At 40.2% G+C, this 14,184-nt stretch carries 17 protein-coding genes, 4 tRNA genes and 1 pseudogene; all 22 read right to left on the bottom strand.

The genetic code is table 11. From position 1 onward, the window contains the following. Nucleotides 1–4: 4 nt before the first annotated feature. A complete protein-coding gene (locus BM377_RS04775) occupies nucleotides 5–526 on the bottom strand; it encodes a helix-turn-helix domain-containing protein (protein WP_092244530.1) in 522 nt (173 codons plus the stop codon). Between the two features lie 3 nt (nucleotides 527–529). Continuing rightward, nucleotides 530–955 carry a hypothetical protein gene (locus tag BM377_RS04770; RefSeq protein WP_092244527.1) on the bottom strand — a complete coding sequence of 142 codons (426 nt, stop codon included), beginning with the start codon at nucleotides 953–955 and terminating at the stop codon, nucleotides 530–532. Beyond that, entirely contained in the window at nucleotides 952–2,034 is a 1,083-nt protein-coding gene (locus BM377_RS04765) for a cysteine desulfurase family protein (protein ID WP_092244524.1), read from the bottom strand. Before BM377_RS04765 ends, BM377_RS04770 begins: the two co-directional genes overlap by 4 nt. A 147-nt stretch (nucleotides 2,035–2,181) precedes the next feature. Next, entirely contained in the window at nucleotides 2,182–4,326 is a 2,145-nt protein-coding gene (locus tag BM377_RS04760) for a DnaB-like helicase C-terminal domain-containing protein (protein WP_092244521.1), read from the bottom strand. 12 nt (nucleotides 4,327–4,338) lie between these two features. Next, nucleotides 4,339–4,599 carry a replicative helicase loader/inhibitor gene (locus BM377_RS04755; RefSeq protein ID WP_177223800.1) on the bottom strand — a complete coding sequence of 87 codons (261 nt, stop codon included), beginning with the start codon at nucleotides 4,597–4,599 and terminating at the stop codon, nucleotides 4,339–4,341. A 1-nt stretch (nucleotide 4,600) separates the two neighbouring features. Continuing rightward, nucleotides 4,601–4,768 (bottom strand): hypothetical protein, encoded by a 168-nt coding sequence (locus BM377_RS16315; protein ID WP_177223799.1) that lies wholly within the window; start codon nucleotides 4,766–4,768, stop codon nucleotides 4,601–4,603. A gap of 15 nt (nucleotides 4,769–4,783) precedes the next feature. Next, nucleotides 4,784–5,290, bottom strand: coding sequence for a hypothetical protein (locus BM377_RS04750; protein WP_092244517.1), 507 nt, complete (start codon nucleotides 5,288–5,290; stop codon nucleotides 4,784–4,786). Nucleotides 5,291–5,452: 162 nt separating this feature from the next. Beyond that, nucleotides 5,453–5,510: transfer RNA gene (locus tag BM377_RS16310), tRNA-OTHER, on the bottom strand. A gap of 61 nt (nucleotides 5,511–5,571) precedes the next feature. Beyond that, nucleotides 5,572–5,644 (bottom strand) — tRNA-Gln (locus BM377_RS04740). 195 nt (nucleotides 5,645–5,839) lie between these two features. Further along, nucleotides 5,840–5,899, bottom strand: a tRNA-OTHER gene (locus tag BM377_RS04735). A 124-nt stretch (nucleotides 5,900–6,023) separates the two neighbouring features. Next, nucleotides 6,024–6,095: transfer RNA gene (locus BM377_RS04730), tRNA-Trp, on the bottom strand. Between the two features lie 201 nt (nucleotides 6,096–6,296). Continuing rightward, nucleotides 6,297–6,719 (bottom strand): single-stranded DNA-binding protein, encoded by a 423-nt coding sequence (locus tag BM377_RS04725; RefSeq protein WP_092244510.1) that lies wholly within the window; start codon nucleotides 6,717–6,719, stop codon nucleotides 6,297–6,299. Nucleotides 6,720–6,731: 12 nt separating this feature from the next. Then, a complete protein-coding gene (locus tag BM377_RS04720) occupies nucleotides 6,732–7,064 on the bottom strand; it encodes an HNH endonuclease (protein WP_092244507.1) in 333 nt (110 codons plus the stop codon). Then, nucleotides 7,021–7,560: a hypothetical protein gene (locus BM377_RS04715; protein ID WP_092244503.1), complete on the bottom strand. Its 540-nt coding sequence runs from the start codon at nucleotides 7,558–7,560 to the stop codon at nucleotides 7,021–7,023. The genes BM377_RS04720 and BM377_RS04715 overlap by 44 nt, the downstream gene beginning before the upstream one ends. After that, nucleotides 7,557–7,775: a hypothetical protein gene (locus BM377_RS04710; RefSeq protein ID WP_092244500.1), complete on the bottom strand. Its 219-nt coding sequence runs from the start codon at nucleotides 7,773–7,775 to the stop codon at nucleotides 7,557–7,559. Before BM377_RS04710 ends, BM377_RS04715 begins: the two co-directional genes overlap by 4 nt. 10 nt (nucleotides 7,776–7,785) lie before the next feature. Then, nucleotides 7,786–8,544: an ERF family protein gene (locus BM377_RS04705; RefSeq protein WP_092244497.1), complete on the bottom strand. Its 759-nt coding sequence runs from the start codon at nucleotides 8,542–8,544 to the stop codon at nucleotides 7,786–7,788. An 11-nt stretch (nucleotides 8,545–8,555) separates the two neighbouring features. After that, nucleotides 8,556–9,344, bottom strand: a complete 789-nt coding sequence (locus BM377_RS04700) for a DUF1351 domain-containing protein (RefSeq protein WP_092244494.1) — start codon at nucleotides 9,342–9,344, stop codon at nucleotides 8,556–8,558. 483 nt (nucleotides 9,345–9,827) lie between these two features. Continuing rightward, nucleotides 9,828–10,088 carry a hypothetical protein gene (locus BM377_RS04695; RefSeq protein ID WP_092244491.1) on the bottom strand — a complete coding sequence of 87 codons (261 nt, stop codon included), beginning with the start codon at nucleotides 10,086–10,088 and terminating at the stop codon, nucleotides 9,828–9,830. A 153-nt stretch (nucleotides 10,089–10,241) separates the two neighbouring features. Beyond that, nucleotides 10,242–11,171, bottom strand: coding sequence for a phage lytic cycle repressor MrpR family protein (locus tag BM377_RS04690; RefSeq protein WP_092244488.1), 930 nt, complete (start codon nucleotides 11,169–11,171; stop codon nucleotides 10,242–10,244). Continuing rightward, complete coding sequence (locus BM377_RS04685) at nucleotides 11,164–12,372, bottom strand: DNA sulfur modification protein DndB (RefSeq protein WP_092244485.1); 1,209 nt, start codon at nucleotides 12,370–12,372, stop codon at nucleotides 11,164–11,166. The genes BM377_RS04690 and BM377_RS04685 overlap by 8 nt, the downstream gene beginning before the upstream one ends. Nucleotides 12,373–12,447: 75 nt before the next feature. Continuing rightward, on the bottom strand, nucleotides 12,448–12,894 hold the full coding sequence (locus BM377_RS04680; RefSeq protein WP_092244482.1) for a hypothetical protein: 447 nt from the start codon (nucleotides 12,892–12,894) through the stop codon (nucleotides 12,448–12,450). Nucleotides 12,895–12,968: 74 nt separating this feature from the next. After that, nucleotides 12,969–14,141, bottom strand: a pseudogene (iscB, locus tag BM377_RS04675) (RNA-guided endonuclease IscB); the annotation flags it as partial. Nucleotides 14,142–14,184: the final 43 nt, after the last annotated feature.

Here is a 14,184-nt window from a genome sequence, read left to right as displayed (position 1 = left end):
AGTTCTACTCATCTCCCAACTCTAACTCCATTTTTGCATGTGCAGTTGCCATCATCGCAACAACATCATAGTAGTTCGTCCCCGTTTCATCTGATAAGCTTTCTACCAGAACATTTACCGCTGAAAGAACATCTGCAGCAGCTCCGGCATATATAACACAGTCTTCACACTCATCGTCTTCTGACAGTTGAAGGTGCACGTAAACTGAACCTTCATTTTCTTCTTTGTACGCATTCATGTGTGGAACTATTATGTCTTGAAGAAAGTTTGCTGTTTCTATTTCAACGTCCAAATCATCAAGATCTTCGTCTGTATCATCCTCGTCAAAGTTATCCTCGAGACCCACAAGCCAATCCGTTGTAACACCTAATTCTTCGGATAAAGAAACAAGTTGTTCAATTGTCGGAGACTCTATCTCTTCTTCCCATTGTTCTATGTCTTGAAGCGATGTTGATAGTAAAACAGCTAAATCTAGCTGAGAGAATCCTAACTCTTCCCTTCTTTCCCTGATTCTTTCTCCGTACATACATCATCCCCCAAGAAACATACTAAGCTGTTCTACTGAGTTTTGATTGTGTAACTGCCTAGCCTTAATGATTATCTGTTGCTCGGTCATCCCCTCGTTGCTATCAAGGACTTCGTTGAGGATCTTTTTATCCTCGGCATCTGCCACTTCTATAAAGTCCTTATAAGCCCACCTGACAGTTGTGAGAAGCTTCGCGTATGATGAAGTCTTGTCTTTCTTAAACTTCTTTTCGAGATAGTTCATGGTCATCAATATCAATTGCTCGCACAATAGATTGTTTGGATGGCTTCTCTCGAATTTGGTAGTAGAATCCAAGAACTTGTTCCAATACTCGTCGGTGTCTTCTGGTTCGTAGAAGTCTTGTAACATCTTCCAAAACTCTTGAAGTATAGCAAACTCTTCGTCAGTCTTTTTAATGATTTTCTTCACTTTAAAATCTCCAATCCTTGCTGCAAGGTTTTAAATAATGTAAGTGCTTCACTCACTGTATTGGTTTCGTTACATGTTATTCTTAGAGAGCTATCGGCTTCTTCTTCCGTAAGACCGATTGCTTTAAGGACATAACTGGTCTTTCCGGTATTGCAAGCGGATCCCGTTGAAACATAAATCTCGTTCTGTGCAAGGAACGCTTGAAGCTCTTCTCCTCGGTATCCGTCGAATCTGTAGTTAAGATTTCCCGGAAGTCTTCTCTTGAAATCCATAGGGCCATTCAAGTGAGCACACTCAATGCTGTTAATATTATCAAAGATAGCCATTCTCACTCTGCTTGTTTGAAGAAGATTGTCTACCATTTCATTAAAGGCAATCTCTAACGCTAGAGTCATAGCCATTATGTCAATGTAGTTATACGTCGAACCTCTAAGGCCGTTCTCTTGCGTTCCATAAATTCTCGGCTTGATGTATGGCAAAGCTTTCTTGGAGACATATAAAAAGCCTACTCCTTTAGGTCCACCAAACTTATGAGCCGAGGCTGAAAGCATATCAATACCGAGCCTCTTTACACTAAAAGGGACGTGACCAATGGCCTGAACTGCATCTACGTGCAACAAACAATCAGGACAAGTATTTCTTACTGTTGCAATGTCTTGAATGGTTCCTATCTCGTTGTTTGCATATTGAACAGACACTACATCCCAAGGTCTCATTGATATGTTGTAGATTTTTTCAAAGTTAACAGCACTAAGAAATCCCTCAGAATCAACGGATAACCTTGCACCTATATCACTGTTTAGAATAGAGTCATGTTCAATTTCTGTCGTGACTAAAAGGTCTGCGACCTCTATAGCCATAGCGTTGGACTCAGAACCACCGGATGTAAAGATAACATAATCATCAAGGTCGGCTCCGATCATCCCTAATATTTTCTTTCTGCAATCTTCGATGTCTCTCTTCTGTTTTGCGGCGTACATGCTGCTTGGATTCATCCAATCACTATCAATATGCTCTTTTATCCATTCTGATACCTTTGGATGAAGCTTAGTCGTTGCCGCTTGGTCAAAATAAATCATGCCTTACCCCCATAGACTTCTTCTGAAGAATAATTTGGAATATCATACCGACGTAGTATGTCTTTGATTTCTCCCACTGCTCTCCCAACTGTCATGTTAAACCCTCCACAGAATCATTTTATCATTAACTGTTAATTATTACAAGTGTTAATTACTGAATGGTGAACTTCCGTCGTCTTGTTGGAAGTCCTCGATTGAAAGCTGCCCTTCATCGCCAATAAGATTGAAAGGGGATTCTTCTTGAATGTCTTCAAAGATTTCCTCAACCTCTTTGGCCTCTTCTTCAGAGAGGCTTGTGAAGCCTTCATCGCCCGTATTCCAACCATAAATAATATTTTCCGCAAAATCATTTTTAAGTCTCTTCGTCTCTGTCTCAAAGAATAACGGAATGAATACATCTTGAAGTCCATTCTCACGCTCTTTACACACCTCAATAACGTTTGTTGCAAGGTATATTTCATCGTCTTGTTTCCAACCAAACATCTGGGCTGTCTTGGTCTGGAAATCTCTGTTATTTCTGTGTACGATAAAAGCATTGTCAACAGCATTTGCAAGGTCTGCGGATCCGCTAACATCATCTAATCTAAGGAACCCAAAAGACTTACGAGGATGAGCAACAAATATTATGTGGATATTGTTCTCTTCTGCCATTCTATGAAGCGTCAATACAAACTCTGACTGAGCATCAAACTTATTCTCAGATAGTGCTTTTATATTAAACGCCATGAGGTTGTCTAAGATGAGAAGATCTAATTTTTTTTCTTTGACTATCTTTTCAAACTGCTCAAGCATGGCATTAAAGTCGTTGCCATAGCTATTGTTGTATAGATAAAAGTTTTCTCCAAGCCATTGTGCTATCTTGTGTTGTATCTTTTCTTCAACGTAGTATGAATTTTCAAACTTGGCGTTAGCCTTGACGTATGCCTTGCCTGCAGCTTGCCTATATAACCAATTCATGTAACGTGTATCTTTAAGCTCTCCCGAGAATACTGCGACTCTATTTCCGGCATCAAGTGCGTTTAGGGTTACCTGATTAAGCCATGTTGATTTTGCAGATCCTCTCACCCCGGAAACCAAACTTACTTGCCCTTTTATAAGACCGCCTGTCTTCTGGTCGAAGTCTGTTATTCCGGTTTTGATATAGGTCTTAGGTTCTTCTTTCTTTTCAAGTATCTGCAGAGCAGTTTCAAATATAGGTTCGTTAGCTTTTTCCTCGATGTGCTGAACAGGAGGTTTATCTCGGTTAAAAGATTGGTATTTAATCTTTTGTTCGTACTGTTCTTTTTGCTCGTAAGCATCGGGTTCAAACAACAGCCTTACATCTCTCCACGTCTTGTCTGCACATGAATTGTGGAAACAATGAAAGCCAATAGCACCGTTGTTCATCTTGAAAAGAGCTGCATCCTTCCCTTTATGGTTTGAATCGAAAGGGCAGCAGTCAAGCAGGTACTTCGTTCCACCTGAGAACGATGTTTTCTTGTAATTAAGGTGGTATTTGTCAATCCATTCTTCGAGATCAAACTCTCTGGGATTGTAATTGTTGTACCGCTGTGGTTTTTCAAGCTCTACCGGATAATAGCCAACAAGTTTGCGTATATACTCTATGTCGGTGACAGCAACCTCTTCCGGGCCATTAAGTACATAAGACATTCTGTGTGGCCTTTTCGCAGTGCTTGAACCCTTTTGTGCCAGCGTTCCGTATAATTTGCATATTCTTGAAGGATTGAACGTTGTCGTGTCTACCTGAACCTCTTCGGTATCAAACAGTAAAGCTAAAGTCTCTAATGCCCTCTTGATAAGAAATTTGTTGTCGTCACAATTCTTAAGAGCGACCTTATATAAAAGATGCACTCCATTTCCGCTGAATCCAAATACCGGCTGTGCAAACCCAATCCCTTTAAGAAACTGATATATCTTGTTACCAAGGTCTTTGGCAATCTGGACCTGCTCGTTTGTTGAACTCGTGTCAGTAGGTCTCTTCGGATCCAAGTCAATCATAATGTAATCGTATGAACATATGTCATTGTCAGATGTTGTTGCCTTGGAATACTGTATCAACTTATCTCTCTGTTGTCTGTCATAACACGCCTCATTGACAGAGTTGACAGAAAAATAAACGTTAGCTCCTCTTAAGTCTATTTTCTTAAGTTCTTCGAGCATCACGTCTACATCTCGAAAATAACCACTGAAATTCTTTTTAGCCGCACCGAGTATGCGGATTTCAAATATCTCATCGTTAGGCTTTAAGATTGCTAACGCTTTACGTATTTCCGCTTCATCATAGTAAGCCATTCTTCCACCCCTTTATTGAAGACCTCTCTCGTCCTCATATTTTTCTTGTTCTGTTCGTCTATCATAAGTGACATATTTTTCTCTTATGTCGCTTATCTTAGGGCAGAACTTCATGGTCTTAATTAAATCTATTACGGCGGTGCTAACCCATTTAGCATCAAGATCACGTAAGCACTCGTACCATAATTCAAAGGTGTACTGTTCTTGAAATGCTTCTCTCGGGTATGCTGCTCTTAGATTGTTTGCTATGGCAAAAAACTCGTCTTTATTCAATTCAATGCTCCTCCACTCTAGCTTCGTATTCTTTAGGCTTATCACCTATTCTTTTTAACCAAAGGTTCTTGTGTCCTTCGGCTAAATTAAAATCATATTTTACACAGAATCTAACTCCGTTGATAATGACTATATCGCCCTTAGACACAACGTTAGGACTATATCCCATAATACATCCTCCAATTTAATTTCCCAGCCAGCTCTCCGGTAATGAACCGCCATACACGGGAACTTGGCTTGCATTATTTTTTCTGTTGTCATTATAATTGCCCTCAAGTACTTTAGGAAAGTTGTTAGGACAGATAAGCCAATCAAAGTTAAAGTTTGTCCAAGGTCGTGAAGTCTTTCCTTGTAAGAACGAACTCTGTTTAACCTCTTCAATGCACTTAAAGAAGGCTTCTTTACCATACTGTTTTATCCTTGCGGTAACTAAAGTAGATCTTTTTCCACAGATGTTCATTATCTTTGGTATGCCCAAAGGAACCAACTCTTTATTCCAAGCATCTATAATATCCTGATGTAGAAGCTTTGTACTCTCAACTACGGTAATTGGCTCTCGTTTTAATATCTCTTCTAATTCTTTTACTTGTTCGGGATCCGGTTCAAATTTAGGAACCGCAGTCATCACTTCCAAACAATCTGCTATTCTTTTAAGCTGTTCTGCAATCTCTTTTAAGCTATCTTCTCCCATATTATTCTCCTTTTAATCTTCATCGTCAGCGTCAGATCCGCTGCACTCATATCTGTGTTCACAGAGTTCGCACGAGCATTCGTCACTCCATGTGCCTGTCTGCCAACATTTTTCTGTAGCTTCGTGTACCATATTGTCACCTCTCTTTTACAAAAATAGAAATAGGCACGGGAAGACTCGAACTTCCATCTTGGGGGCTCTACCAATTGAGCTACGTGCCAACCTTGAAACTTTTTCAACTAATATGAAAAGGGGAATTGTTGGAGAGTTACCTCTCCCAACAGGATTGTCGGGACTCGAACCCAACCCAAGAGAATCAAAATCTCTTATGCTAACCAATTACACTACAATCCTGTATTGGCATATGATACTCCACCGTTTATAGTACGGTGTTTGCCTATATACATAGTAGGATATAGGTCGTCCTTTCAGTATCGCGTCTCTTGTAGTATGCCACTACGCAGGTGTGTTTCCTCGCTCGCCTCGGGCCTTCCGGTTAGACATCACGCATTCTCGCTTTGCCATTTCGCGAATACCGGATTAGGATCATTGACACGGGGAGATTTGAACTCCCGACCCTAGGCTCTAGCCAGACTGAGCTACGTGCCAACCTTTTCAACACAAGAAAAGGAAAAATGTTGATTCGGCTGTTTCCTCTTCTCTTTGCTTATGTACACTCGCAAAGAACCTTACTGGACATTTGACCGTCATGTACAAAGACGGCACCTACTAACAGGAGCTGAAGGAATCGAACCTTCATATGTGGTTTTGGAGACCACTGTTCTACCGTTGACACTAAGCCCCTGTGTACTGCGGGCGAGGACTTGAACCTCACACGATAAGTTTGTTTGCCGTCCTATCTTCCTCGGAATGATGTCTTACAGCTTGATTTATTTACTCCTTGCTGCCTTATCTCCACCCTATGTCTACCGTTCCATCACCGCAGTACTCAAGATATCTGTTACCGATACCCGTTATCTTTTCTATCTAACAATGGTAGATAGAATCAGTTGAAAGGAAGTTCTTCGGCAACTTCGTCCGGTACGTTCATGAAGTTGTCACTAGGATCAACCTGAGGTGCTGTATTTGCATGCTGTCCGTTCTGAGAGGTCTTGCTTTCAACGAACTCGGCCTCATCTGCCACTACGTCTGTAGTGTACACGGTAACTCCGTCCTTATTGACGTAACTGCCGGTCTGGATCCTTCCAACGATGCCGATCATCATGCCTTTTGTAAAGTACTTGCCTATAAACTCCGCTGTTTTCCCAAAAGCAATGACGCTCGGGAAATCTGCATCGTACTGGCCTTCCTTATTCTTGAATTTTCTGTTAATTGCTATGCTGAATCTAGCAACCGTGGAATTCTCACCTTGCCCTGTCCTAACATCGATTTCTCGGCATATTCTGCCAACGAGTGTAACTTTATTCATGTTCTTTTCTCCTTATTGATATTTAAAGCCTTTCCATTTATTGTAAACAAGGTCTTCCTCGTTCCAATCTGAATAAATAGATTTAAGGTATTCTTTTGCTCTTTCTACATATAATGGTCTTAACTGAGAGTTATCCATAGCTGAATGACATTTCCGGCAAACTGTTACGAGATTTCTCTCTACGCCAAGGCCTGATTGAGCCCTACTAATAACGTGTGCCTCACCACGCACTCCATAAGGTGTCTTACAAAAGATGCAACAAGGGACGCCATCTATGGAATCTCTTTTCTCTACCTCTTGTTTAACTGCTTGTGGTATTGATGTTGCCTTTGTTCTTTTGTTCATTTGCCAACTCCAACTCTCTTATGCGGGCCAATTCATCAAAGGTAAGCGTCTCAATGCCTTGAGCTTTTGCGTCTTGAACAGCTAGATCGACAAGCATATTCATTTCTTCTACAGAGAATGTAGAAGAGCCCCTAAGCATCACATACCAACGATACGTCTTTCCATCTGTCCCCTGCTTGGTTTCTCTCCTTGGGGCAAGATGGTAGGTACTTGCTAATAAGACTTGTTCTTCAGTAGCATCGTCGTCCGGCAAAAGCATGAATATCGGCTTATCCCCTACCCGTTCAGTTTGTCCCACTTGTCTGAGGTACAGGTTGTGTATTTTCATCTTTGGCACATGGGTAACAATAGTAAGCTCTTCTAGGAGTTTCCAATAATAGGAGTTGCTTGAAAGACTTCTGCGCTTCTTCTCTTTATGTTCTTCAATATCCCAAAGCTTTTGCTTATCTTGTCCCATTAAAAATGAAACAATTTCAAGCGCAGTCCCCATCATCATAGCAATGTCCCCACGCACTCATCTTCGACTTTTTCAAGTTCAACCTGCATCACGTCTAGTTCTGCAAGCCTTTCGTCAATTTCATCCAAGGAGGCGCTGTCTTTTTCATTGTCAGCTTCTGCCCACAACTCCTTGTAGAAACTGCGGACAACCTCAATGCTGCGAAGCGCTTCTTTAACCTTGACGTATTTACCAAGAACTACAAAATCAAACATATCCCTCACCTCACGCTGTTTTATTCTTCATTGCTGTACCATAAGCTACTGCAAGCTGTGCAGTGTCCAGAGCGTCTATCGAATCAACCTTGTAATAGGTTAAGAGTTTTTGAAGATTATCTCCGTTAAAGTGCTTCTTGCAAGCGTCGATCATTTCTTCTCTTGAAGGATAGCCTTGAATGTCACCACCTTCTGCTTTAGGCTCAGCCTTGGGAGCTGCCTTAGGTGCAGGTTTAGATGTCTGCTTAGGAGCTGACTGTACATTGTACGATGTGTACTCCTGTGAATAATTCTGGTCGGGATCATCTCCTGTGATAATCTTGTATGCCTTAAGAAGCGAGTACTTGTCAGAATAAGTCATTGCCTTTCCGGGAGCTTTATCCTGAGTATCGACACCATCACCGTATGAGTCCATATCAATGTATTCCTCAGGCTTATCCATGTTTATGAAGCGGTATTTTGTTGCTACTCTAAGGAATTGTGATTTGCTTATAGAACCATCGTTTTTAAAGTTTTCTAGTATACCAGAATCAATAATTCCTCTTTCCATGGGGTAAGAATACACTCCCCATTTAGCCTCTATAGGCTTAACTGCTGCAAGGACATCTGCCTCTCCTACAGCCTTGTACTGATTCTTTCCGAACCCTACGTTAAGGTTCTTGGCTACCGCCGAGATTTCCTGTGTGATAGCCTGCATCTTCTGGTAGATGTTCATGTCTTTTGTGTCAATAGGTTGCACGTTTGTTTCTTCTGCTTTTTTTGCTGCCATATATCCTCCTTTTATCCCGGAATTTCTTCTACAGTTATTCCGTTAAGTGCTATAAAATCTCTGACAACCTTAATGTTGTCAGCGCCTGTTATCTTGAAGTAGATTGTGTCTTCTTCGGTCTTTGGAAGTTCAACCTTTTTCTTTTCTTCTGTCTTGGTTTCTTCTTTGACTTTTTCTTCGGCAAGCTTCTTTACTGATAGATAATCGTTATTCTTTTGAATAGCTGCCTTTAAGTCATTGTTTGATTTCTTGTAAACATCAAGACACTCTTTTTCAATCTCGGAGCCGAGAGACTTAATAACATCAATGTCTGACCTTACCTTTATAACAGCCTCGGAAATATCGTAAACAATATCCTTGTCAGAATATGTCTTATTGTTCCATTTGGGTGAAGCTACGGCCTCATATGGAAGATACTCTGCGTAATCGCCAATGTTCGCATCATATAACTCCTTGAGGTGAGTCTGTTTCTCAGCGACCCTCTTTGCATCGAACTCTTTTAATTTTCCATCTATCATCCCGATAGGCTCATCAATGACTGCGAGAAGATCTTTAACATTGTCTTCAAACTCTTTTAGCGGCTTCTGGAATTCAGCTTTTACAGCTTTCTTCTCGTCTTCAACTGCCTTGCGGATCTTTCGCAGAGTTGCTAAGTCTGCCTTGGCTTCGTCAGTACCACTTTCCGTGATTTCAAGCGAGGTATAAGCAGTCATCTGAATCTGCAGAGCTTCTTTAATCTCTTGAAAATTGAACTTGATTATGCCGGGCGATTGCTCGACTCTGACTTGTAATTCTTCCATACATTTTCTCCTTTTATTCTTAGTTCTACATCTTGCGGTTGACTATGTAAAAACACAAGATGTTGACTTTTAATTATTTATAGTATATTATGAAGTCGTAGGGAGGAATAAACCTCCTGAGCGAAGGGAGATTAAAGCCTTCATGCATAACACTTTTATCTGAGGTATCCGCTCTGTGACTGGCATCCGGCGCGGGTACTTCTATTTTTATAGCGTTTTATGCACTTGGTTTACCAAACTTGTGATCCTTAACGAACACAACGTTCCCACCACAATAAGGGCAACTTTTCTCCTTGATTGTGCTAGAATATAATTTCTTTTCTGTTATTACAATACTATCTTTTGGAAAAATCTTATGGCATTTAGAACACTGATAAAAGATTGAAGAATCGTTTGACATCATATATATCCCCCCAACAACAATTGTCTAATACAATTATACCACTACTGTTAAATAATTGTAGTGTTAAAAACTCAACAAATCTAATTGCCGAGTTTTATGCAAATATTACAATCGTTCCTTGAGGCGAAATATATCAAGCCGTCTTTCTCTTTCTTAATGTCTGTTCCTTCTAAAATCTCAATAGAACAACCATTATCCCCTTCAATGTAAACGCCATTATCAGATCTAACGATGTGGTCGATTTTCATAGCAAAATCACTATGGACGATAGGAGTCTCTATAGTGATAACAATAGCTACGTAAGCAATGTCTTCAATCAGTTCTTCTAGTGTAATATTCATAGCAGTTCCCCCGAGTCAATGAGTCAGCCTGTAGTAACATATTAGAACATTTGTTCGTGGTTTTCAAGAGGTATTTTAATTATAACTCTTGTTGCAAACAATATCAATTGTTAAATTTTACTAGTTATTACTAGGAGAAAAGGTGAGATTTGCTCACCCTAAGTATTTCTCATATTTCAACAACCATCGCCCGACAGCTTGGATTTCTCCGTACCTTATCTTCATCTCATCTCTACATGAACGCATAGCCTTGCGAGGATCCTCTTCGCCCTGCTCTTTCATAGTTCTTTTGATAAGGTCTATTCTTCCAGACTCTACCAAATGTCCGTTTAAAAACGCTTTGGTTCCTTCTCTGTCAGAGATTCTTCTTAGCTTATTTACTATGTTGTATGCTTTTCTTCTGTCAGACGAGTAGTCCTTGACGTTATACAAGGACTTGATAATTCCGGGTTCGTCTTTAAATCTTACCCTTTCATGTTTCTCGCTAGTAGCATTCGGTGGATAATAGAAATATTCATCTGCAGATTCTCTGGCAATATCTATAAGCTCTTCCGGTACGGAAAGTTCACGCCCTGACCTTAATGTGACTTTATTATCCTTGAATTGGTTGAGCTGAATGTCAACAAGGTCCATGCAGCCTACACCACCTAATCCTTCAAATACTGCAAATAAGACAAACTTCTCAACAGGGTTCTCTAATAAGTGTACTTGTTTAAGGAGACCTTCTCTCGAGACAATCTTATCTTCTGCAAGACTCTTATTAACGCATTCAAGGTACATCTCGTTTGTCACTTCTTCGTAATGATTTATTCCGTCACTAACCATATTTTGTTCAATACAATAATAGGTATATCTTCTGAAGTTACTTACGCCCATCATGAGTGTTTCCATTGATGGAGTGCAGAAGTGTTTGAGCAAACCAAGTATCTCAGTTATGTTAAAGTTGCTAAGGTCTTTTTGTAGAGCCTCTTCAACCGGTGCTGCTTGGTTGAAAAACTGTGTAGCTGCAGCTTCTATTGTCTTATTTATCCCTGTCTTTACTACCGTCTGAATATAGGCCCTCTTAAACTCCTCGTTATACATTTGAAGCCCCTTTCCACACATCGTTAAGACGTGATATATCTCTCTGGTTCAATCTCATACTGATCTTTGGACCTGCTTTCTTGGCAAAAGATTTTATTTTCTTGGCATTATAACAGCCATTGAATAAACAATAAACTACACAGATAGTAAATTCTCTATCCCATCTGGTATCAAATATCGTGGAATCATTATCTTCCAGCTTTTCAAAATCCTTGCCTATCTTCTTTGATAGAGATATTTCCTCGCTTCTTGTAAGGTCTTGGCTTCCTTTAAGGTATGTATAATCTAAGATGTTTGTTAAAATTGCAGTGTCTATTATACCACCGTTGTTGTTGATGATGCCTCTGAGTGCTCCACTGTTAAGCCTCTGTGCAATAATGTTAGAGGCTTTGTATTGATTAAATGTTGCAGAGTCAGCCTTAGACATCTTTGTTTTCTGGTCTTCTTGCCATATAAACTGCTTTGCTTTTTCCTCGCTGAAAGAAACAACCCTAAGTTCCATTGTGTAATCAAAGTCAGGGTCGTTGTTTGTAAGCTCGCTTATAGCAATATACCTGTGATAACCATCCAGAATATCAAAATGACTTATGCTTGTTATGCTCAGTTTGTTTTCATCTTCGTCATAATCAAACTCAGCATCATCCGGTAGATTAAGGGTAATAGTGTTAGGGATATAGGCATTCCTTGTAAAGGACTTCTTTATCCCCTCTACAGCCTTTCTGTTAAGAGTTATCCTGTAGCTTTCAACAGTGCCATGATTTACCCTTGTCATCGTCCTTTGAGTGTTTGAGTTGTAGTTTACAAACTGAGTATCCCTAAAGAGCATAAGCTGTCTGGCCGTTATACTTCCAAGCCATTGATCTTCTGATACTTGTATTACGTTAAATTCTATAGGGAATGTTATAGCTGATTTAGTAACCTTGTATTTAGAATACTTTTTAATCTCTATTGGTGTAAAATAGTCTGGGATAAGTTTATTGTTGATAGCGTTCATTATCGCAAATAATTCAAAGTCACTTGCAGTACTTACATGGACTTTTTGCGACAATAGGTCCGAAGCCTTAGAAAAAGGAATCCCGTGCTTCTTGTTTAACGCATCAATAAGAGAGCTGATGTTTGCCTTATAACTAGAAGGATCCTTTTCTAAAGCTCGTAATTGCCTCTGAATTGATTCTTCAACTTTATCTCTGGGCTTTAGCATCTTACACCTCACACATATAGTAGTCTATATACAATATACTATTAACAGTTAATAAATGCAAGCTGTAATTGATACTTAGTTATGCTTGTCAGCAACCAAAACTATTCCTGTTTGCTCGTCCAACAGATTGACTAAATCTTCTGTCGTATACCCCATATCGCTGTATTTCTTTATTTTCTTGTCAACACGCTGGAATAACGAGGTTATCTGCCCGTGGTCGTTATCAGGCGTTTCCTTCCATCCATAGTCTTCTATCATGGTTAAACCGAGAACAGCAAAGAAGTGTATAAAATTTTGGTCTACGGCTTTTTGATACTCGGCATATGCGGACCTGTCAAGGTGCTTCTGAGTATGCTCCATGATGTTTTCAACCTTGCCTAAGGACTTTTCTAATCTTCTTCTCTGACTCCGGTTTTGACCGCTCGCATTGATCATATTGGCAACATCTTGAATGCAGTCGTCACTCATGTAATCTTGCCTATTTTTAAGATTTAAAACATTTAATGAATGATACTTATCCATGTTATAAATAAATCCTTTCGTCTGTCATGGGCGAAAACCCACAGGCTTGCCTGTGGGATGAAGCCCTGTCGATCTTACGACATATACCAGCCTCCGATATGTATGATCTTCTGTATCTTATGTATTGATACGGGAAGACGTTCATTTAATGCTACCCGTGTTCCGTTACTGATAACACCTTTTACTGTATATCTGACACCATCAACCCAGACAATATCATGCGGTCTGTAACTGTATCTTTGTGTTCGGATTGAATATCTGCCTTCCGAGACTTTCTTTCCACGATAGATACGTTCATTCAGTTCTGAATTACGAGGTATACTGCGCTTTGTCCTTCCACAGGATAGTTGACTGCCCTTTTTTATAGAACCATCACGTATGTCTATATACTTCGCATCGTAAAACTTACTGAGGATACGATTATTTCTACGGCGTTTCTCATAATGAACGGTATTAGTCCTGTGCCTTGGGTGGAACTCTCCCATGGCATAAGCGTCGTTAGCATGAGACTTCTTGATGCTTAGATCCTTACGGGAAAGTTTGGTCTTTGCTCCGTAAGTCATGCGAAACTCCTCGTCAGGTGCAAGCTCTTTTAACCTTTTGAACATGTCGAACCTTACCATCGTCATGAACGTTGCCGGAGACATATTCGGGAGCTTTGGTTCAAAACCATAAAGTTTTCCACCTGGCTTGTGGTTCTTCGATATATGACATTTTTCGCATACCGTAGCAAGATTCGAGAGTCTGTCAGTCCTGTCACCTTTCCAAAACCCAACGTGATGTACATGAAGTATGGCTCCGTCTTTAAAAGGAGTACGTTTACAACATATACATTTGTATCCGTCACGGGTAAAGACTGCTTCCCTGAGGGTCTCCGCTCCGTAACGTTCTCCATGCTGGTAATCACTACCTTCAGGCAGAGATTTCCCTTCGGCTATCGCTTTAAGTACCTGTGTATCGAATTGTCCCATTTCGAATGTCGCTTTTGTTATAGGAACTACCTTATGATACATAAGGAAGATATCTATATGTCTGTCACGCTTGTTACGTATTGATGGAGCAAAACCATCCTTCACGATCATGCCCTTACGGTTATCGAAACGTGGTTTACGGTAACGTAGGCGATTTCGTCTGCTACGACGGTATTTGCGACAATCGTTGTGATGTTCTGGTTCGTCTGTCAAAAGATCACGCTGTTCTGAAACATATTCATGTTTTTCAGAACATATGGAAATACCTATGTGTTTATATCCGGTATCCTGCTACTCAAAATGTGTGTAAATATACTCA

It is taken from the genome of Butyrivibrio sp. INlla21 (assembly GCF_900116875.1).
Lineage (GTDB): Bacteria > Bacillota > Clostridia > Lachnospirales > Lachnospiraceae > Butyrivibrio.
The sequence above is the reverse complement of the archived record's forward strand: the minus strand, read 5'-3'. Positions and strand labels throughout refer to the sequence as shown.